This window comes from Pseudomonas laurylsulfatiphila (genome assembly GCF_002934665.1).
GTDB lineage: Bacteria > Pseudomonadota > Gammaproteobacteria > Pseudomonadales > Pseudomonadaceae > Aquipseudomonas > Aquipseudomonas laurylsulfatiphila.
This window is the reverse complement of the sequence record NZ_NIRS01000002.1, coordinates 124,989-143,683: the sequence shown is the minus strand read 5'-3', so window position 1 is coordinate 143,683 and position 18,695 is coordinate 124,989. Positions and strand designations below refer to the sequence as shown.

At 57.9% G+C, this 18,695-nt stretch carries 21 protein-coding genes; 14 read left to right on the top strand and 7 right to left on the bottom strand.

Going from position 1 to position 18,695, the window contains the following annotated elements; translation table 11 throughout:
* Window positions 1-24: 24 nt before the first annotated feature.
* Both CD175_RS06550 and CD175_RS06545 read right to left on the bottom strand, forming a co-directional pair.
* Complete coding sequence (locus tag CD175_RS06550) at window positions 25-486, bottom strand: hypothetical protein (protein WP_104448202.1); 462 nt, start codon at window positions 484-486, stop codon at window positions 25-27.
* A 103-nt stretch (window positions 487-589) separates the two neighbouring features.
* Window positions 590-1,270, bottom strand: a complete 681-nt coding sequence (locus tag CD175_RS06545) for a DUF3313 domain-containing protein (RefSeq protein ID WP_104448201.1) — start codon at window positions 1,268-1,270, stop codon at window positions 590-592.
* A gap of 225 nt (window positions 1,271-1,495) precedes the next feature.
* On the opposite strand from CD175_RS06545, the gene CD175_RS06540 reads away from it, so the two are divergent.
* Together CD175_RS06540 and CD175_RS06535 are read left to right on the top strand one after the other, a co-directional pair.
* A complete protein-coding gene (locus tag CD175_RS06540; RefSeq protein ID WP_104448200.1) occupies window positions 1,496-2,317 on the top strand; it encodes a hypothetical protein in 822 nt (273 codons plus the stop codon).
* A gap of 34 nt (window positions 2,318-2,351) precedes the next feature.
* Window positions 2,352-2,744, top strand: a complete 393-nt coding sequence (locus tag CD175_RS06535; protein WP_104448199.1) for a GFA family protein — start codon at window positions 2,352-2,354, stop codon at window positions 2,742-2,744.
* Between the two features lie 108 nt (window positions 2,745-2,852).
* Here the strand turns inward: CD175_RS06535 and CD175_RS06530 are convergent, their stop codons facing one another.
* Window positions 2,853-3,191: a hypothetical protein gene (locus CD175_RS06530; RefSeq protein ID WP_104448198.1), complete on the bottom strand. Its 339-nt coding sequence runs from the start codon at window positions 3,189-3,191 to the stop codon at window positions 2,853-2,855.
* A gap of 308 nt (window positions 3,192-3,499) precedes the next feature.
* Between CD175_RS06530 and CD175_RS06525 the strand changes: the two genes are divergently transcribed.
* Genes CD175_RS06525 through CD175_RS06505 form a run of 5 tightly spaced genes read left to right on the top strand, consistent with a single transcriptional unit; the run spans window position 3,500 to window position 8,549 of the window.
* On the top strand, window positions 3,500-4,972 hold the full coding sequence (locus tag CD175_RS06525; RefSeq protein ID WP_104448197.1) for a cytochrome c oxidase subunit II: 1,473 nt from the start codon (window positions 3,500-3,502) through the stop codon (window positions 4,970-4,972).
* 49 nt (window positions 4,973-5,021) lie between these two features.
* Window positions 5,022-6,797, top strand: a complete 1,776-nt coding sequence (gene ctaD, locus CD175_RS06520; protein ID WP_104448196.1) for a cytochrome c oxidase subunit I — start codon at window positions 5,022-5,024, stop codon at window positions 6,795-6,797.
* Window positions 6,794-7,486, top strand: a complete 693-nt coding sequence (locus tag CD175_RS06515) for a cytochrome c oxidase subunit 3 (protein ID WP_104448195.1) — start codon at window positions 6,794-6,796, stop codon at window positions 7,484-7,486. The genes ctaD and CD175_RS06515 overlap by 4 nt, the downstream gene beginning before the upstream one ends.
* Before the next feature lie 6 nt (window positions 7,487-7,492).
* Window positions 7,493-8,218, top strand: coding sequence for a heme-copper oxidase subunit III family protein (locus CD175_RS06510; protein WP_104448194.1), 726 nt, complete (start codon window positions 7,493-7,495; stop codon window positions 8,216-8,218).
* 13 nt (window positions 8,219-8,231) lie between these two features.
* Complete coding sequence (locus CD175_RS06505) at window positions 8,232-8,549, top strand: cytochrome C oxidase subunit IV family protein (protein ID WP_104448193.1); 318 nt, start codon at window positions 8,232-8,234, stop codon at window positions 8,547-8,549.
* 32 nt (window positions 8,550-8,581) lie between these two features.
* Here CD175_RS06505 and CD175_RS06500 read toward each other — a convergent pair whose 3' ends face one another.
* Window positions 8,582-9,142, bottom strand: coding sequence for a hypothetical protein (locus tag CD175_RS06500; RefSeq protein WP_104448192.1), 561 nt, complete (start codon window positions 9,140-9,142; stop codon window positions 8,582-8,584).
* Window positions 9,143-9,293: 151 nt separating this feature from the next.
* Window positions 9,294-9,584 carry a hypothetical protein gene (locus tag CD175_RS06495; RefSeq protein WP_104448191.1) on the bottom strand — a complete coding sequence of 97 codons (291 nt, stop codon included), beginning with the start codon at window positions 9,582-9,584 and terminating at the stop codon, window positions 9,294-9,296.
* Between the two features lie 282 nt (window positions 9,585-9,866).
* On the opposite strand from CD175_RS06495, the gene CD175_RS06490 reads away from it, so the two are divergent.
* Window positions 9,867-10,415, top strand: coding sequence for a cytochrome b (locus tag CD175_RS06490; protein WP_104448190.1), 549 nt, complete (start codon window positions 9,867-9,869; stop codon window positions 10,413-10,415).
* A 13-nt stretch (window positions 10,416-10,428) separates the two neighbouring features.
* Here the strand turns inward: CD175_RS06490 and CD175_RS06485 are convergent, their stop codons facing one another.
* The gene (locus tag CD175_RS06485; RefSeq protein ID WP_104448189.1) at window positions 10,429-11,238 is read right to left on the bottom strand and encodes a helix-turn-helix transcriptional regulator; all 810 of its coding nucleotides are present in this window, start codon (window positions 11,236-11,238) and stop codon (window positions 10,429-10,431) included.
* Window positions 11,239-11,335: 97 nt separating this feature from the next.
* On the opposite strand from CD175_RS06485, the gene CD175_RS06480 reads away from it, so the two are divergent.
* On the top strand, window positions 11,336-12,292 hold the full coding sequence (locus tag CD175_RS06480) for a threonine dehydratase (RefSeq protein ID WP_104448188.1): 957 nt from the start codon (window positions 11,336-11,338) through the stop codon (window positions 12,290-12,292).
* A 111-nt stretch (window positions 12,293-12,403) separates the two neighbouring features.
* Entirely contained in the window at window positions 12,404-13,099 is a 696-nt protein-coding gene (locus CD175_RS06475; RefSeq protein WP_338066203.1) for a tRNA (adenine(22)-N(1))-methyltransferase, read from the top strand.
* 90 nt (window positions 13,100-13,189) lie between these two features.
* Here the strand turns inward: CD175_RS06475 and CD175_RS06470 are convergent, their stop codons facing one another.
* Window positions 13,190-14,362 carry a DUF2252 domain-containing protein gene (locus tag CD175_RS06470; RefSeq protein WP_420849099.1) on the bottom strand — a complete coding sequence of 391 codons (1,173 nt, stop codon included), beginning with the start codon at window positions 14,360-14,362 and terminating at the stop codon, window positions 13,190-13,192.
* A 934-nt stretch (window positions 14,363-15,296) separates the two neighbouring features.
* Here CD175_RS06470 and CD175_RS06465 point away from each other — a divergent pair.
* The 4 genes from CD175_RS06465 to CD175_RS06445 all read left to right on the top strand — a co-directional run bounded on the left by CD175_RS06465 (window position 15,297) and on the right by CD175_RS06445 (window position 18,544).
* Complete coding sequence (locus CD175_RS06465) at window positions 15,297-15,944, top strand: hypothetical protein (protein WP_104448185.1); 648 nt, start codon at window positions 15,297-15,299, stop codon at window positions 15,942-15,944.
* A gap of 1,042 nt (window positions 15,945-16,986) precedes the next feature.
* A complete protein-coding gene (locus CD175_RS06455) occupies window positions 16,987-17,427 on the top strand; it encodes an Ohr family peroxiredoxin (RefSeq protein WP_104448183.1) in 441 nt (146 codons plus the stop codon).
* Between the two features lie 78 nt (window positions 17,428-17,505).
* On the top strand, window positions 17,506-17,958 hold the full coding sequence (locus tag CD175_RS06450; protein ID WP_007997893.1) for an Ohr family peroxiredoxin: 453 nt from the start codon (window positions 17,506-17,508) through the stop codon (window positions 17,956-17,958).
* A gap of 127 nt (window positions 17,959-18,085) precedes the next feature.
* Window positions 18,086-18,544: a MarR family winged helix-turn-helix transcriptional regulator gene (locus CD175_RS06445; protein ID WP_007979155.1), complete on the top strand. Its 459-nt coding sequence runs from the start codon at window positions 18,086-18,088 to the stop codon at window positions 18,542-18,544.
* Window positions 18,545-18,695: the final 151 nt, after the last annotated feature.

Here is an 18,695-nt window from a genome sequence, read left to right as displayed (position 1 = left end):
GTTTCAGGTCATTGTCACCGCCGATCAAGGCAAGACATCGTAGCCACGCTGCTGCAGGCAACTGCTATAGACGGAATTGTTGGCGGTGACGCTTTGCTCGCTCGCCGCATTATTCTGCCGGCGCGCCTGGCGTTGCCTGGAAGCCCCGACGACGGCGCCGGCCGCCGCGGCACTGCGCGCGTGGTTCTGGCGATAGTCTTGCCGGGTGTCGTCGTCGATCTGGTCATAGACGTTTTCATGTTGGCGGCCCCGGACCTCAGCCGCGGTCGCCCCGGCTACGGCGGCGGTTGCGGCGCCCTTTGCCCGACCACCGGATGGCACGGTGCTTTGTACCGGATGTTGTGCGTTGGCCTGGGATTGGCAGGCACTGGTGTCCTGCGCGATGGCCTGGGAAGTCTGACCTTTGAGGGGGATCACCGTCACTGCCAGGGCGCTGGTGCTCAGCAACAGCATGAGCACCGCCAGGGTATGGGCCAGTATTTTCATGATGGGGTCTCACGTCAGGCGTCGATACGGCTGACGGTTTGTCAAGGAACAAGCGCGGTTGAAACCCCATGCCAGTCTGCGTGCAATGGGGTTTATCCGGGCATCAGTGCTTGAGGAGCAGGGCCTGCATATCGTCTGTCATGCTTTTGAGCGCGACCTTGAAGTCACTGGCAAGCACCGGCTGTTGGGCATTGTCGAGTGTCGCGCCAAACACCTTGCGAACCATCTTCGCGACCGGCAAACCGGTCTTGGCATCGATCAGGTTGGCTTCGATGTACATCTCGGCAGTCTGATCCCGATGCCCGGTGGCTGCTTGTGTTGCCCCGACAATGGCGCCGATCGGCACGGCCTCATACCAGTGCATGCCTTCGTTGTTGGCGCTGACGTGAGTGATAGCCGCTTGCAGGATCAGCGATCGCGAATCGGTCGGTGCCAGTTGTGGATAAGGGACGATCGCATAGCGGCGGGAAAAGGCGAGCTTGACGCTGTTGCTGGCCATCAATTGCAGGTCTTGCAGGGTCTTCAGGCTGACGCGCGCGGTCGGCTTCGGCGCCGGATACAGCTCCATCTGCCTGAACACTACAGTGGAGTAGGCGCGAGGATCGAACCCCGGCGATACCCAGCGCAGGACCTTCTGTTCACTCGGTGTCGTTTGCTCCTCCAGGCCCTGGTAGTTGCCCAGGAAGCCCGAGTATTGCTCCTGTTGCGCCACTTTCGAGACACAGCCGACCTGAAATACACAGCTCAAAGCAATACCCGCAATCCATTTATTCGACATGCCCATGTGTTCGGTTCTCACGTGATGAAAGTTGTCATTCGGGTACAGGTGTTTGCACGCCGGTCAATGCGGGCCGAATGCTGCCTGCCGCAGCGGGATAATCCGAATCAAAAACTCTCAAAAACCGTTAAACACACGGCCAGCGAGGGGCAGGGCCGGGTTGCACATCGATCACAGTTGCCTACGCTAACCCTTTGCAACGCCGGTTTTTGACAACGACAGGTGAGCGAGATGGATTTGAAAGCAGGGTGGATGGGTAGCGCGTCGACACTCGTCGTTGCGTTGGGTTGCATCCCAATGGCTCAGGCCGAGGATTCGGCAGAGTTGGCAAAAAAAGCCCTCAACCCGGTCGCCGCGATGTACAGCCTGCCGGTACAGTACAACTGGGACCAGAAAATGGGGCCGACCGGGGAGGGCATGCACAGCGTGACCAATATCCAGCCGGTGCTGCCGTTTGCCCTGAACGAGGACTGGAATCTCATCTCTCGCACCATTCTGCCGATCATCGACCAGCACGGCCTGGCCCCCAATGGCGCGGCGGACAAAACCGGCACCGGCGATATCACCCAGAGTTTTTTCTTCTCGCCGACCAAGCCGACGGCAAGTGGCTGGATACTCGGTGCCGGCCCGGCGTTGCTGATACCGACCGGCAGTGACGAATTGCTCGGCAGCGAGCAATGGGGCCTCGGCCCGACGGGGGTGGCGTTGAAACAGTCCAATGGCTGGACCCGCGGCATTCTGGCCAACCATATCTGGGGCCTGGACGACAGCCCGCCGGACGACAAGGAAAAGGTCAACCAGACCTTCCTTCAACCCTTCCTCTCGTACACCACCCATACGCTCACGACCTACGGGGTCAACACCGAGTCAACCTACAACTGGCAATCGCGGGAATGGTCGGTACCGGTCAACCTCACGGTCACCCAATTGTTGAAGATCGGCGGTCAACCGCTGACGGTGCAGGCCGGCCCGCGCTACTGGCTCGACAGCCCGGAAGACGGCCCGCAAGGCTGGGGCTTTCGCGCCGCCGTGACGTTCCTGTTTCCACGCTGATACGCCGTTTCGGACGGCCTGGAGGAGATACCCCATGGACCGATTCACCGGCGGTTGTTTGTGCGGCAAGGTGCGCCTTGTTGCATCGGGGCGCCCGTTCCGGGTTGGCGTTTGTCACTGTCTCGACTGCCGCAAGCATCATGGGGCGCTGTTTCACGCCTCCGCGATATTTCATCAGGATGCCGTGACGATCGAAGGCGAAACACGTGACTACGCCGGGCGGCATTTCTGTCCGCACTGCGGTTCGTCCGTGTTCGCGCGCAGTGCAGACGAAATCGAAGTGAACCTCGGGTCGCTGGATGCCCCGGATCAACTGACGCCAACCTATGAGAGCTGGCTCGTGCGTCGTGAGGCCTGGCTGCCGGCGTTTGCGCTCACACGACGCTACGAGCGCGATCGGGATTCCACGGGGCGTTTCGAGGACTAGCGGGCACGCATTGCGGTACGCCAGGTCTTGAGGCTCCGGGTGTCCGGCTCAGCGATCAGTGAGTTTTCAGCACCGCACAGAACGATCGATGCAGCGAATCTCTCGCCGCTAATCCAGCAACTGATCGATCAGCACCGCGTTGGTATAAATCAGGCTGCCATCGCTCGCACGATGCCCGACCATATGAAACTGACCGCGTTCGTGGTGCAGATAGACACGCATCTGACAGTCGGACAAGGGCGCGAATCCCTCGGGCATTTTCAAATCCATCGAGTCCATATCGACATCGACCATGGCTTCACGCTCGTGGCTCTTCTGCAGGCGCTCTTCGGCCTGTTCCAGACGGAGATGGAGAGGTCCGTCGACGTTGAAATGGACTTCCCCCATCGGGGTGGACTTTTGGTCGCCGCTGGTTTTGCACCAGCCTTCGATCGTCAGGGCACTCATGACGAAACCTCCCAAGTGGATTGCTGGACTGTGTGGCTGTCGTCCCTGCTCAATGTCACCACATTTGTTTGACGACTCGACAAGGGCAGGGTTCGAACTTTGCGGTGCCGAACTCTGCCATCCGTCATCAGCACTCAAGTATAGCTGGCAACCGGAACTCACTTGCCGGCCTCACGTTACAAGCCGATCGCTCTATACTTCTTACTGACTTTAACGCCCGGACGGGTGGTATTTGTCGGCCCTGCTTGGACGTCAGTGGCGATGCTTATTGCATAACCAATGAACAACAGGAATAGGATGAAGAGCAAATGGCAATAGCAATTGTCTTGATACTCATCGTTATTGCATCCGTGCTATTCCACATACTGGCGCCCTGGCATGCGACACCGGCCGCTTCCAACTGGGGATCCATAGACACCACCCTGTTCATCACCCTGATCATCAGCGGAATATTTTTCATTGCCATCACGGGATTCATGGCGGTAGCGCTGATTCGATATCGTCACAAGGTGGGTGCCAGGGCGGCCTACCAGCCGGAAAACAAAAAACTGGAAACATGGCTGATCATCGTTACCTCGGCAGGTATCGCCGGGATGTTGGCGCCAGGTCTGGTTGTCTACAACGATTTCATCCGGGTGCCGAAAAATGCCTACGAACTTGAAGTGGTCGGCCAGCAGTGGCAGTGGGCCTATCGTTTTGCCGGGCAAGACGCAAAGCTGGGCAAGTCGGATATCAAGTTTGTCGACTCCACCAATCCCCTCGGCCTTGATCCCAAGGATCCAGCAGGCCAGGACGATGTGCTTGTCATGAATAATGAAGTTCGCCTTCCGCTCGATCGGCCGGTGAAAGTTTTATTACGCTCCAAAGATGTCCTGCACGATTTCTATGTACCGCAAATTCGCAGCAAGATGGATATGGTGCCAGGGATGGTGTCGTACTTCTGGTTTACGCCGACTAAAACCGGAAAATACGAAGTCCTATGCGCTGAATTTTGTGGCGTAGGTCATTACAACATGCGCGGCCATATGATCGTGGAAGAGCAAGCCGTCTTCGATCAATGGCTGAAAGGCCAACCGACTTTTGCGCAGACATTGACCACAGCTGCCAAACCCGGTGGCGACAGCGTGCTGGAAAAAGGCCGCCAGTTGGTCGAACAGCTAGGCTGCAAGGCCTGCCATAGCCAGGATGGCAGTGCCAGTCTCGGCCCGGGATGGAAGGGGCTGTACGGCCGCACTGAACAGCTTGCCGATGGCACCAGCGTGCTGGTCGACGAGGCCTACCTGAAAGAGTCGATTCTCGATCCGAAGGCTCGACTGGTACAGGGCTACCCGCCGGTGATGGTGGCCTATACTCTCAAGGACGACGAACTGGGTGCTGTCATCGCCCTGATCAAATCACTGGGTGCTGCCCGGCAAGACGATCAACCTTCGACCGGCGAAGCGTCGAGCCCGGGTGAAGACCTGGTGGCGCAGGGGCAGCGAGTGGCCGGGTCGCTTGGCTGTCTGGCCTGCCACAGTGTCGATGGCAACAAGGGCGTCGGCCCCAGCTGGCAGGGGCTGTATGGCAAGACAGAAACCCTTGCCGACGATACGGGCGTAAAGGTCGATGAGGGCTATTTGAAAGAATCGGTTCTTCATCCCAATGCCAAAATCGTCAAGGGCTATCCAGCCGTCATGCCGACCCTGGCGCCGAGTGACAAGGAACTGAGTGCACTGATCGCTTTTATCAAATCCAAAGCGAATACTGACGCTGATGCGACCAAGGCGGAGCCAGGGAAGTAGCCGTAAAGCAGCCAGAAACACACTGAAACTTCGGAACGAGGATGACGTGATGGCCTATGCGGAACAAGCCGAAACAGAAGCACTGCACGAGCCCAAAAGCTTCCTGACCAAATACATCTGGAGTCAGGACCACAAGGTCATAGCCATTCAATATTCCTTGACGGCTCTGTTCGTGGGGCTTGTCGCGGTGGTGTTGTCCGACTTGATGCGCATGCAGATAGGCTTCCCCGGCAGTTTGGCGTTCATGGATGCCAGTACTTACTATCAGGCGATGACCATGCACGGCATGATCATGGTCATTTACTTGCTGACGGCCTTGTTTCTGGGGGGCTTCGGCAACTATCTGATCCCGCTGATGGTGGGCGCCCGCGACATGGTCTTCCCCTATGTCAACATGCTCAGCTACTGGTTTTACCTGGTGGCGGTAGTGGTGTTGCTCAGCAGTTTTTTCGTCCCGGGCGGCCCCACGGGTGCCGGCTGGACGCTCTATCCGCCACAGTCCATCGCCCAGGGGACACCGGGAGTCGAGTGGGGCATTGTCCTGATGCTCGTCTCACTGGCGATTTTTATCGTCGCCGCCACCATGGGCGGGTTGAACTACGTCACCACGGTGTTGCAGGCGCGCACGCACGGCATGACTTTGTTTCGCATGCCGCTCTCGGTGTGGGGCATCTTCATGGCCTCGATCATGGCCTTGCTGGCCTTCCCGGCGTTGTTCGTCAGCGCGGTCATGATGCTGTTTGACAAGCTGTTGGGCACCAGCTTCTTCATGCCGGCGATGGTCTCGCTGGGGCAGCAACTCGATCACCAGGGTGGCAGCCCGATATTGTTCCAGCACTTGTTCTGGTTTTTCGGCCACCCGGAAGTCTACATCGTCGCTCTCCCTGCATTTGGCCTGGTCTCCGACCTGATCAGCACCCATGCGCGTAAAAACATCTTCGGTTACCGAATGATGGTGTGGGCCATTATTGCGATCGGGGTACTGAGTTTTGTGGTCTGGGCGCACCATATGTATGTCAGCGGAATGAATCCGTACTTTGGCTTTTTTTTCGCCGTCAGCACCTTGATCATTGCGGTGCCGACCGCGCTGAAAGTCTATAACTGGGTACTGACCCTGTGGCGCGGCGACATCCATCTGACCGTGCCGATGCTGTTTGCCCTGGCCTTTATCGTCACCTTCCTGGTCGGCGGTCTGACCGGGTTGTTTCTCGGCAATGTGATCGTGGATATACCGCTCTCGGACACCTATTTCGTCGTCGCCCATTTTCATATGGTCATGGGGGTCGCACCGGTACTGGTGGTGTTCGGCGGTATCTATCACTGGTATCCGAAAGTCACCGGGCGCATGTACAACGACACCCTGGGCAAGCTGCATTTCTGGATTACCTTTCTGGGCACCTACGCCATCTTCTTCCCCATGCACTACCTGGGTTTCCAGGGCATGCCTCGCCGTTACTACGCCTATGAAAACTACGCGTTCATCCCGCAGTCGGCGCAAGAGCTGAATGCCTTCATTACGGTGGTCGCATTGACTGTCGGGGTTTCCCAATTACTGTTCGTGTTCAACATGGCCTGGAGTGCATTCAAGGGCAAGCCCGCCGGCAGTAATCCCTGGGGCGGGGCCAGCCTGGAATGGCAAACGCCGAACACCCCGCCGATACATGGTAACTGGGGAGAGAAATTGCCGGTCGTGCATCGCTGGGCCTATGACTACAGCGTGCCGGGGATAGAGCAGGATTTCGTGCCGCAAACGGTCTCCGCCGAGGAGTTGGAGCACATGCGGCAACTCAGTGCCGGAACCTGGAAAGCGGACGTCAAGACATGAACAGGCTGCTATTGAGAAACGCCGACGGCGCTGACCCCGGCGGCAGTTGGAATCGCGACCCTGAGGGCGTTCACGACGCCGAGGGTGCCAATAGACGTCAAATCGCAAGAGTGGGCTTGCGCTTGTTTCTGGTGGTGGTGAGCTCGTTGTTCTTCCTGTTCCTGATCGCCTTTGTTGCCCGTTCACAAATGGCCGACTGGCTACCTCTGACAGAGCCTTTGGCGCCGTTAAGCAATCTGCGGCCGCTATGGCTGAATTCGGCTTTTCTTCTATTGAGTTGCATCGCACTGCAGTGGTCGCGCATGGCCGCCCGACAGGCTCGACTGGGCGCAACCGTGATGGGTTTTGCATTGGGGGGCATCTTTGCAATTGCCTTTCTGGCGGGGCAACTCTGGGTCTGGCAGCAGTTTGTCGCCTGGGGCTACTTTGTCGCCAGCAATCCGGCCAACAGTTTTTTCTATCTGTTGACCGGGCTGCATGGGCTCCACCTGCTGGGCGGGCTGATCGCCTGGTGCTGGATCGTCGCCAAATTTCTACGCCATGTGCCCGTGGCGCAATTGAGCGCCAGCGTAGACCTCTGTGCCATCTATTGGCATTACTTGCTGGGACTCTGGTTCGTGCTGTTCGCTCTGCTGGCCAGCACGCCGCAAACCTATGAAGCCATCGCCAGATTCTGCGGCCTGAGGTGAAAAGCCATGGCATTGCATCCGCAAGCCCAAACCCAAGTCCAAGCCGAGACTGGTTCATCCAATCCCCCAGGTTCGCCAACTGCGCCGGGATGGCAAGGCATCGCCAGCGACTGGTCCTCGGACAAAGAGGCCTTCAAGCAGGTGCCCTGGGGCAAGGCGATGATGTGGATATTCCTGCTCAGCGATACGTTTATATTCACCTGTTTTTTAACCGGCTACATGTCAGTACGCATGACCATCACCACGGCCTGGCCGAACCCGAGTGAAGTGTTTGCCTTGACGATCGGAGGAAGGGAAATCCCGCTTATTCTGATCGCCATCATGACCTTTGTGCTGATCAGTAGCAGCGGCACCATGGCCATGGCCGTTAACTTCGCCTATCGCCGTGATCGTACGAAAACGACTGCCCTGATGCTGGCGACCGCTGCCTTGGGTGTGACTTTCGTCGGCATGCAGGCATTTGAATGGAGCAAGCTCATCGCAGAAGGCGTGCGTCCGTGGGGGAACCCCATGGGGGCGGCGCAATTTGGTGCCAGCTTCTTCATGATTACCGGTTTTCACGGACTGCATGTGTCAATCGGCGCCATCTACCTCAGCATTGTGGCGCTGAAAGTTTTGCGCGGAGATTATGAACGCTCCGGAAACTACCAGAACGTCGAGATAGCCGGGCTTTACTGGCACTTCGTGGATTTGGTGTGGGTGTTTATTTTTGCTTTCTTCTATTTATGGTAGAGGAGCACGGGTGATGGCACATGCTCAGGGTCAGCAACATCCAATCAGTTTGTACCTTAAAATCTGGGGGCTGTTATTCGTCCTCAGCACGCTGTCGTACCTGGTCGACTATTTCCACTTCCATGGCTACCTTCGGTGGTCCCTGATTATCACTTTCATGTTGTTGAAGGCAGGTTTAATTGTCTCCATCTTCATGCATATGGCCTGGGAGCGGTTGGCTATGGTCTACGCCATATTGGTGCCACCTTTGTGTTTGCTGGTGCTCGTCGGACTTATGGCCACCGAGGCTGACTATATTTTCCTCAGCCGGGTCATTTTCTTTGGCAAGTAAGCCGTGTGCGGATGGCCTTGAGTCGCCAGGCGCTAACCCGATATCACTCGCTTGAACTGATGCCATTTGTGCTGCCAGGCCACTGTCCAATGGGGGGCTGCCGCGCCAGTGCCGGCTATCTCCAACTGTGGATGTTGTCTGATGACCTGATCCAGTACCGATTCCTGGTTGGGCTCAACATCGACGAAGAAGATATGTTTGCCCTCGGTTACCAGCTGTTTGAAATTGCGGAAGTGAGTGTTCGTCACCTGGAAGCCGAAAAAACCGCCTTCCCAGATGCAAAAGCCCAAAATGACAATGGAAAGGAAGATAAACGGCATCCAGCCTGCGGCGGATTCGGTCCAGCCCATCCAATAGGCGCCACCCAGAACCAGTGCCGCCAGGGGCAAACCGATCACCGCGCCAATCTCGCCTGAGTGAACAGCATCCTGTTCCAATAACGAGTTAACCTCGTGGAGGTGATGTTGTTCGACATCAGCAACTTTTTCACTGAGCACATGAATCTGTTCAGAGTTGATGCCGCTGGCTTCGAGTTCATATTCAACGCTTTCAAGATCGTTGAGATTGTCACTGATGTAATAGTGCCGATTCATGCCACACCTCCCGACTCGAGTTTGCTGTAGACCTCCTTTGTCCGGCAGCGATTAACCTGGATTTGCAGTCGGTGCCTGAACCGTGGGGAACGTTGCACACTTCATGCAATCTGAAAAAAAGTATAGCACTCGCCACCCTGCGGACCGGTCGCTAGTTAATTTGCACAATGACCGGACCTTCCGTCACGATCGGCGGGTTCGCATGAATATGCGAAGTGTTTTTCTGAATCCACTCACGCGCAACTTTCAGGCTCGCATCACTGCCGGCCTTGTCCGTGCACACAGTGATCGAAGTACCACCATCACCCGTATTCAACAGTGTGTAGCTGACAAGGCCAGGTACTGTGCGCAAGGTCGCTTCGATGTCGACGTTGCGCTCTTCCATAAGCTCGAATAGCTGCTTGGCTCCAGCACCCAGGTAGGTTCTTATCACCGCATACATGGTCGTCTCCTTTGAGAGTACCGTCTTGATGCAATACAGATCCGTTGATGTCCGCAGTCCCCGGGTTTCAGGTCGCCCTGATTCAGTAAGCTTAGTCAAACGCCGGCGACAATCGACACGCAACGACCACCGGCCACATGGGGTCGATTTCGGCCTCTACGATCGAAGGCGAAACACGAGCTACATCGAACATCTCGATATGTTTAAGCAACATTTCACGGTTTTTCCGATAACACCCTGTCGCGATAATCCGCCCTCTAAAGTGACGGGCAGGACAGCGTGATGGCGAAGGAAGGAAGTTATACCGGTACAGCCAAGTGGCTGCATTGGGGCATGGCCCTGGTCTGGCTGGGTGCCTGGGTCATTGGAATTGTGGCGACGCATTGGCGCGACGAATTCAATGCCCACCATGAACTCACCTACGTGCACAAGGCGATGGCCAGCACGCTGCTGTTTCTCATTGTCGTGCGTATCGCCTGGCGATTGAGTCACGCGGCACCGGCGTTACCCGACTCGATGGGCCCGACGATGAAGCGTGGTGCGCTGGTCGGGCATGTGCTGCTGTACGCCATGGCCTTGATCGGGCTGCCGTTGTCCGGCTGGTACTGGAGCTCGGTCGCCGACAAACCCGTCATGGTGGCTGCGCTGTTCATGCTCCCGCCGATCGTTGACCCGGATCAGAGCCTGTACGATCTGGCAAAGGCGGTTCACACCAACATGTCGTGGTTGTGCGGTGCGCTGGTCGGTGGCCATCTGCTGGTTGCGCTCAAGCATCACTTCGTTGAAAAGGATGATGTGCTCAAGGGCATGCTGCCCGCACGCGACCGCTGATTTTCCTGTCGTTTCATTGTTGACGCAATTGCACCGGACTCACGCCAAGGCGTTGCCTGAAGGTGGTCGCCATGTGCGCCTGGGAATTGAAACCGCAGGCGTAGGCGATTTCAGCCAGCGTGGCGGTCGAGTCACGCATCAGGGCGCGGGCCCTGGCGAGGCGTCGGTCGATCAGGTAAGCATGGGGGCTTTTGCCGGTGGCGTTTTTGAAGGCCCGCATGAAATAGCCTTCGGACAAGCCGAGCAGGCCCGCCATCGCCGGTACGCTCAACGGGCCATCGAGGCCCGCGTCAATGAACTCATCGAGCAAGCGCATCCGGCTGCCGGTTATCGAGCCATGGGGCGGTGTCGACACGGCTTCACCAGCCGTCGCGCGCTCGGACAATGCCAGTGCCCAGGCCTCCCAATCGTCCTCCACGCCAGGGTGCAACAGCGCGGCGCGCATGCGCCATGCGAGGGCCGTGGCCTGCCGGTCGATGCGATTGTTGAAAGCGCGATTGCCCTCCAGTGCCATACCGTCAGTGCGTATCACCCGCAGATATTCACCCCCCTTGGGCGATTCGGACAACACGTCACACCCGACCGGAACGAACGCCAGGCCGTTGGGCATGGCATCGAAGGGTTGTACCCGGTCGCTGCCGATCGCGTGCAGGCCTCGCTGGCTGTCGAAGGCAAAGCCGATTCCCGCCTGGGTCGCTACGTATCGGGTCGCGTAGGCGCAGCCGGGGAGCAATTCAATCGCCCAGGGGCCGGCCTCGATACGGCGGACCGGTTCGGACAGCAGGGGTGGATGCAGACGGTTTCGATGGCTCATGAGCACCATAGTAGTGAAGAGGGGACACAAAAGTCAGGTCGGTTTTTTGAAAGCCTGCGTACTGCGCCCCTGTTCAGACTGGGAAAAAATCCCGGGGAGACCACTCATGCACACACTGACTCGCGACGACATCGAACAGGCCGCACGTAACGTGTACCAGGTCATGCCCGCCACCGCCCAGTACCCTTGGCCCTTGCTGGCCAGGCGGTTGGGTTGCACGGTGTGGGTCAAGCACGAAAATCACACGCCTACCGGTGCTTTCAAAGTGCGCGGCGGCATCACGTTCATGCACTGGCTCAAACGCGAGCATCCGGGCGTGAAGGGCATTGTCAGCGCGACCCGCGGCAACCATGGTCAGAGCCTTGCACTGGCGGCTGGCGCACTGGGCTTGCGGGCGCTGATCGTCGTGCCGCAAGGCAACTCGGTCGAAAAGAACAACGCCATGCGCGGCTTTGGCGCTGAAGTGGTCGAGTATGGCCGCGATTTCGATGATGCCCGCGAAGAGGCGGCACGCCTTGCCCAGGAGAATGACCTGTTCCTGGTGCCGCCGTTTCACACCGAGCTGGTCAAGGGCGTCGCCACCTATGCGCTGGAGTTGTTCAACGCCGTGCCGGATCTGGACACCGTCTATGTACCGATTGGCTGTGGATCGGGGATTTGTGGCGTGATCGCCGCCCGCGATGCACTGGGCCTGGACACCCGGGTGGTGGGCGTGGTTTCCACAGAGGCGGCGGCCGCGCAGTTATCGTTCGATACCGGAGCGCTGTGCGAAACGGCCTCGGCGACCACCTTTGCCGACGGTCTGGCCGTACGCAAGCCAATACCTGAAGCCTTTGCCGTCTATGCCGCAGGTGCGGCGCGGATCGTTGCGGTCAGTGACGCGCAGATAGCCGAGGCCATGCGCGTGTATTACACCGATACCCACAACCTGGCGGAAGGGGCCGGTGCGGCGGCGCTGGCGGCGCTCATTGCCGAGCGTGAAGCCATGTCGGGAAAAAAGGTGGGGGTGATTCTGTCCGGTGGAAACGTCGACAGGTCGGTGTATGCGGGCGTGATCGCGTGAAGGGAGCTGTGGCCGTGGTCGCATAAATTTGAAATGCACGGCATTGCCCGACACAATCGCGCCCCGATCCGGGCAAAGGCTCCGGACGTTCGTGGTGAGAAGGGGCCGCAGTTGAACGAACAGACATTGTCCATGCGCCTGGAACGCGTGGCGGCGCATGTGCCGGCCGGTGCACGCCTGGCCGATATCGGCTCGGATCACGGCTACCTGCCGGTGGCGTTGATGCGCCGTGGCGCCATCACGGCGGCGGTGGCCGGGGAGGTGGCGTTGACGCCGTTCCGCGCGGCCGAACGCACCGTGCACGACAACGATCTGGAGCAACGGATCAGCGTGCGCCTGGCCAACGGCCTGGCGGCAATCCTGCCTGGGGACGGGATCACGGCGATCAGCCTCTGCGGCATGGGCGGCGAAACGATCCGCGACATCCTCGAGAGCGGCAAGGCGTACCTGAGCGGGCAGGAGCGCCTGATCCTGCAACCCAACGGCGGGGAACAGCCTCTGCGCCTGTGGCTGATGGAAAATGGCTATCGCATCCTCTGCGAGGAAGTGCTGCGGGAAAATCGTTTCGACTACGAAATCATCGTCGCCGAGCGCGCAGGGCCGGTGATCTACACCGCAGAAGAGTTGTACTTCGGCCCGTTGCAGATGCAGGCCCGCAGCCCGGCGTTCCTGGTCAAGTGGCAGCGCAAACTGCGCCAGAAGCAGAAGACCCTGAGCCAATTTGCCGGGGCGCAGCGGGCCGTGCCTGAGGAAAAGGTGCAGGACATCGCGCGCCAGGTGCGGTGGATCAACCAGTTGCTGGCTTGAGAAAACCAGGCCCACCGCGCCCAGGAACCTCGATTCAGGTTGGGGGCGGCAACCTCGAGCGAGACACATCAACGCGATGGTTCGGCCTCATCACTCTTCTTCCCTGAGTGCATGGATCCGCCCTGACTTTTCTGCCGCCAGCAGCGTGGCATGGTCTTTCGCATTTTGATTGGCGTAGGCAATGGAAAATTTGCCGATGGCCTGGTCGAAGGAGTCCGTCTTGCCCAGGTAGCCACTGATGAGCGCGGCATCTCCGGATTTGGCATGGGCACGGGCCAGGGTATGCCCGCACCACTCGGCGTACATCTTCATTCTTGCGGCGCAAATGCCTTCGATGGGGGCTGACATTTTCATGTCGCGCAACTGGCGTACAAAGAAATGCCGGCCATTTTGTCCGCGTGTCCAGCCCAGAAAGATGTCGCTGGAGGACTGCATCAGCCGTTGCCCCGTGACCACACGCTGCCCCTGGTTTTCGTATTCGCTGTCGCCTGCATAAGGCGCCAATACCGAGGGGCAGGCTTCCTTGAACTGCAGGAGCAAGGGGTGGTTTTCTGCAGAAAAGAACAGGCCGACGAAACAGTAGGTGCCCACGCTGCCGATGCCGACAGCCTTGACGGCAACGTCTTCGAGGCGGTACCGATCGAAGAGCACGCGTCGTTCATGGGGCAGCGACAAACGATAATCCTGCAGGGCGATTCGCACTCGCTGCTTGAAGCCCTTTTCATACACATGAAAAAGCAGCGGCGGTTGATCGATCAGTCGCCGTCGCCCGCCGACTTCGCTGCTGATCTTGGGGTAGAGGTAATCCCCCAGACGCATTTTCGCCTTTGCCACCACTTGCTCGCGAATTTTCCTGATCTGGGCATTGGGCGCCATGTCGATGATCGCTTGGGCATCCAGACGGTCATACCAGACCTCCAGCGGGCCCATTTTCGAGAACTTGCGCAGGCCCTCGCGGTAAGCACAAACGCATTTGACGGCAATGCCCCGTGCCTCTTTATCGGTGAGCCGGTTATCGCGTGCCGCCACGACAAAGCTGATTGCCAGGCGTTTGACATCCCATTCCCAGGGGGCAGGGAGTGTTTCGTCGAAATCGTTGATATCAAAAATCAGATTGCGCTCAGGTGTCGCGAACAATCCGAAGTTCATCAGGTGACAGTCCCCGCAGGCCTGCACCTCAATGCCTGTGTTTGGGGTAGTGGCCAGGTCATGGGCCATCAAACCCGCAGAGCCGCGTAAAAAGGTGAACGGGCTGCGCAGCATGCGTCCGTAGCGCAGCGGCACCAGGTTGGGCAGTCGATAGCGGTTGGATTCTTCGAGGCGTTCGATAGGGTCGCGGTGTTTGCCCGGCGGTTTCCATTCGCCGTGAACCGAATGGGGCAAGCGTTCGCGTAACTGCTCGCCTGCGAACAGGCGCTCCTTACGCGAGAGAAAATCTGAATCGTCTGCACTGTCGTCCGGTTGTTTTGCCGGGCCGTCGGCAGACTTGCTTTTACGGGGGGGCATGTCCACTCCTTTGCTCAACGAAGGCTGACTCCCTCGGGCACAGGATCTGCTATTGCGACTGTTCCATCAGCCTTCAGGGCGCGCCTGTACTGGTGTTTCGGATAGAGTCGAAGCCGTTGTTCAAGCGTAGCAGTTCCGTTCCGAGATGCTGTATTGCCAGCATTGAATGGCGTGACCGCGTGCGAGGCGAAATTCGCTGTTTGCGGGGTCAAACAGTGTGAGTTCCGCGCGAAATCCGCTTTTTTTCGGCATGAAAAAATGAAACGATTCAGCCGCTTGGCAACGGTGGTTTCAGCCAATGAAACCGGCCTTTTTGGGGGGTGTCGGGAGTACCGTTTGTCGAGGTTTCTGTTCGAAAAATGAACGATCGCGATATGCTGGGCTCTGATCTTCCAGCAGGCGGATCCCTTGAGCTTCGCACTGCAATCCCTAGTAAAATGGACGAATACCTCATCTGCATTGAATGGAATGCACATGGGGATTTTTTTTACCTGAGACCTGGAGTGATAGTATGCCGTCATCACTGACTCGCGGGGCGAGTCGCTCTCTCTTGTAATACCCAAACTATTTTAGTTGCTTCAATCAATGTGAACTTTGATTGTGCAGGCGTGATTATTTAATTCGCGTGCCTGGGGCATGGTCAATTCACACTGCCGCAATAAGTGGAGATGTAAACGTGGATATTAATACAATGATCGGCCTGCTCGGCCAGAAAGAATCCATGGAGTTTATGCGTTTAGGAGTTGTATACGTACACCTGTTGGCTTGCTGCGTAGCCATTGGCCTGGTGTTTGCCAGCGATGTCGCCATGGTCAAGGATTTATTGAAGGGCCGTGTGTCTTCCGGGCACGATAATGATCATATGGCCAGTCTGCAGAAGTCTGTTTCCAATGCGTTGCTATTCTTGTGGATCAGCGGTGCGGCGATTATAGGCATTGATTATCTTGATAAAGGGATGACCTATTTTGCCAACCCGAAACTTCAAGCCAAAGTTATTATCGTCTTGTTGCTGACATTCAACGGCATGTTGTTGCACCGCTATGTATTGCCCGCCATGCTCAAGGCCGGTTCCTTGCTTGACCTGCCTATCAATGTGCGAATGTTTGCCCTGTTCTCCGGTGCACTGTCAGGCGTTTCCTGGCTGTATGCCGCGATGCTCGGTGTAGGCCGACCGCTGGCCTGGAAATACTCGTTGACCGAGTTGCTGATGGCCTATCCGGTATTGATCGTGCTCGGCTTTGCGACGATGGTGGCGCTGACCCAATGGGCGCGCAATCGCAACGCCGCAGCGCCGGCCGAGGAGACTACCTGGCTGTTCGCTGGAATTCCTGCGCGATGAGCTGACGAAAGTCCAGGTGAAGACGGGTTAAACCGTTAGAACCCTGCAAACACCAGACCCCCTCCCAGTGAGGGGGTTTTTTTTGCGGGTTCTTCACGCATTTCCGGGGCATTGCAGGCGCTGGCTTGCCAGCGATGGTCGCAAGCTGGCTCTTACAGTTTCAGCGTGGGCACGGTCCTTTTGTGGGAGCTGGCTTGCCAGCGATGGTCGTTAACGATAACGCGTGTGAACTGAATAAACGCGGCGCACTGGAGTCCATCGCCAGCAGGCTGGCTCCTACAGTTTCAGCGTGGGCATGGCCCCTTGTAGGAGCTGGCCTGCCAGCGATGGTCGTTAACGATAACGCGTGTGACCTGGATAAACGCGGCGTACTGGAGTCCATCGCCGGCAAGCTGGCTCCTACAGTTTCAGCGTGGGCACGGTCCCCTGTAGGAGCTGGCTTGCCAGCGATGGTCGCTAAAGATAGCGCGTGTGAACTGGATGAACGCGGCGCGCTGGAATCCATCGCCAGCAGGCTGGCTCCTACAGTTTCAGCGTGGGCACGGTCCATTGTGGGAGCTGGCTTGCCAGCGATGGTCGTTAACGATAACGCGTGTTAACGGGATAAACGCGGCGTACTTGAGTCCATCGCCAGCAGTTCCCGGGAATGCGTGAAGAACCTTTTTGTCCGATGCCGAATGTTGTCCGCTCATCCCTTGGTTCGGGGAGGGGGAGGGCAGCACGGTCGGCTGCGAACCTGCCGCTCATCGCCAAGGCATAAAATAAACTTTGACATCATTGGGGCTTTGGTTGAATATTCATCAATCGCATGCGATCAAGTCGAATGCGATAACAAATACAGACAACCCTTGCCGTTTGGAGATTCAGCCATGAACACCGGAAGCCGCCGCACCCTGTTGATCGCTACCGCTCAAGCTTCCCATGGCCACAACGGCAACAACTGGATCGTTGCACAGGCCAATTGACGAACGATGTCTTTTTGAATGTCACATGCATCGCACACGATAATATCGTACGAACTTTAAACCCTGAGGAAATCCCCATGAGCAAAATCGAAAAAGTACTGGCTACCGGCAAAACCCACACCACCCGCAGCAGTGTCGGCGGTCACAACGGCAACCTCGATATCGTCCTGTCGTCACCGGGTTCCACCCAGCCAGCCCACGTCTTTGCCGCCACACAGCCGCATCCGAAAGCCGAGCAACTGTTCGCCGGGGCCTGGTCGGCCTGCTACACCGCAGCAGTGGGGCTGGTGGCGCAGGAACGCAATATCGTTTTGCCGGCGGACATGGCCGTCGACATTGAAGTGGACCTGGGCCAGACTGGTCCGGCCTACTTCCTTCAGGCCCGACTGACCCTGCGCGTGCCAGGGCTGGCACAGGATGTCGCGACCGAACTGGCGCACATCGCCGACTCCATCTGCCCTTACTCCAAAGCGACACGCGGCAATATCGATGTTGCCCTGAACGTGATCACGGCGTGACGCGCAGACGCATCACCAATATCGCATACGATGCAAGCGCATACGAATTTAACTGATTGTAATCCTGAGGGAATCATCATGAGCAAGATCGAAAAAGTACTGGCCAGCGGCAAAACCCACACCACCCATAACAGCGCGGGCAATACGTCGCGCGGTCATAACGGCAACCTCGACATCGTGCTGTCGTCCCCCGGCAGCGACACACCGGCACACGTGCTGACTGCCGTCCAGCCGCACCCGAAAGCCGAGCAACTGTTCGCCGGAGCGTGGTCGGCCTGCTACATCGCAGCGGTGGGGCTGGCCGCCCAGCAAATGAAGGTGACACTGCCGACCGACACGGCCGTCGACATTGAAGTCGATCTGGGCCAGACCGGCGCGGCTTACTTCCTCCAGGCCCGCCTGACGTTGCGCGTGCCGGGACTGGATCATGGGGTGGCGACTGAACTGGCCCATAACGCCGATGCAATCTGCCCGTACTCCAAGGCCACACGCGGCAACATTGATGTCGACATCAATGTCTTGACGGCCTGACCCGCTGCACGGCCGGCTCAACGGGGATTTTCCCGGTGAGCCGGTCGTCGGTGTTTATGCACACTTCCGATACCATCGCGTACGACGTATAGTTTCAGTCTTGCGAGACTGACCCCTGAGAACGTCCATGAAAAACACCGACAAGACATCCGCCCTGGATCTCAAACTCTCCGACTTCCTGTGTTTTGCCGTCTATTCCACCAACCTGGCCTTCGGCAAGGCCTACAAGCCGATGCTCGAACGGCTCGGCCTGACCTACACGCAATACATCACCCTGGTCGCGCTGTGGGAAGAAGACAATCAGACCGTCGGCAGCCTTGGCGAAAAGTTGTTTCTCGAATCCAACACCCTCACGCCGATCCTGAAGAAGCTCGAGGCGATGGGTTATCTGCTGCGCCAGCGCGACCCGGAAGACGAACGCCAGGTGCGGATCAATCTCACAAAAGAGGGGCGAACGCTGCGTGAAGGCCTGCGCGAAGACGGCTTCCCGCAAACCGGCCTCGATCCCGACGACTTCGTGCAAATGCAGAAGGCCATCGTGAAGTTACGGGGCAATCTCATTCGGACGACGAAAGACAGGGATTAATGGGGATCGACTCAAGACGATGAGTGGCCCCCGATTTCGGTGTGAGCGTCCCCACAAACGGGGCGCAATTCCCCAGCAGTATTCACGCCAGCATCAGCACGGCATTTCAACTTTCGACGAATGTTTGCAGGCACATTTCGCTCCTCGCACA

Bases quoted from the DNA above. Each gene is read 5' to 3' on its own strand.
- CD175_RS06510 (WP_104448194.1), top strand. From the start codon at position 7,493: ATGGCATTGCATCCGCAAGCCCAAACCCAAGTCCAAGCCGAGACTGGT.
- CD175_RS06505 (WP_104448193.1), top strand. From the start codon at position 8,232: ATGGCACATGCTCAGGGTCAGCAACATCCAATCAGTTTGTACCTTAAA.
- CD175_RS06530 (WP_104448198.1), bottom strand. From the start codon at position 3,191: ATGAGTGCCCTGACGATCGAAGGCTGGTGCAAAACCAGCGGCGACCAA.
- CD175_RS06470 (WP_420849099.1), bottom strand. From the start codon at position 14,362: ATGCTGCGCAGCCCGTTCACCTTTTTACGCGGCTCTGCGGGTTTGATG.
- CD175_RS06540 (WP_104448200.1), top strand. From the start codon at position 1,496: ATGGATTTGAAAGCAGGGTGGATGGGTAGCGCGTCGACACTCGTCGTT.
- CD175_RS06485 (WP_104448189.1), bottom strand. From the start codon at position 11,238: ATGGTGCTCATGAGCCATCGAAACCGTCTGCATCCACCCCTGCTGTCC.
- CD175_RS06495 (WP_104448191.1), bottom strand. From the start codon at position 9,584: ATGTATGCGGTGATAAGAACCTACCTGGGTGCTGGAGCCAAGCAGCTA.
- CD175_RS06525 (WP_104448197.1), top strand. From the start codon at position 3,500: ATGGCAATAGCAATTGTCTTGATACTCATCGTTATTGCATCCGTGCTA.
- CD175_RS06490 (WP_104448190.1), top strand. From the start codon at position 9,867: ATGGCGAAGGAAGGAAGTTATACCGGTACAGCCAAGTGGCTGCATTGG.
- CD175_RS06455 (WP_104448183.1), top strand. From the start codon at position 16,987: ATGAGCAAAATCGAAAAAGTACTGGCTACCGGCAAAACCCACACCACC.
- ctaD (WP_104448196.1), top strand. From the start codon at position 5,022: ATGGCCTATGCGGAACAAGCCGAAACAGAAGCACTGCACGAGCCCAAA.
- CD175_RS06465 (WP_104448185.1), top strand. From the start codon at position 15,297: ATGATCGGCCTGCTCGGCCAGAAAGAATCCATGGAGTTTATGCGTTTA.
- CD175_RS06545 (WP_104448201.1), bottom strand. From the start codon at position 1,270: ATGGGCATGTCGAATAAATGGATTGCGGGTATTGCTTTGAGCTGTGTA.
- CD175_RS06450 (WP_007997893.1), top strand. From the start codon at position 17,506: ATGAGCAAGATCGAAAAAGTACTGGCCAGCGGCAAAACCCACACCACC.
- CD175_RS06515 (WP_104448195.1), top strand. From the start codon at position 6,794: ATGAACAGGCTGCTATTGAGAAACGCCGACGGCGCTGACCCCGGCGGC.
- CD175_RS06445 (WP_007979155.1), top strand. From the start codon at position 18,086: ATGAAAAACACCGACAAGACATCCGCCCTGGATCTCAAACTCTCCGAC.
- CD175_RS06550 (WP_104448202.1), bottom strand. From the start codon at position 486: ATGAAAATACTGGCCCATACCCTGGCGGTGCTCATGCTGTTGCTGAGC.
- CD175_RS06500 (WP_104448192.1), bottom strand. From the start codon at position 9,142: ATGAATCGGCACTATTACATCAGTGACAATCTCAACGATCTTGAAAGC.
- CD175_RS06480 (WP_104448188.1), top strand. From the start codon at position 11,336: ATGCACACACTGACTCGCGACGACATCGAACAGGCCGCACGTAACGTG.
- CD175_RS06535 (WP_104448199.1), top strand. From the start codon at position 2,352: ATGGACCGATTCACCGGCGGTTGTTTGTGCGGCAAGGTGCGCCTTGTT.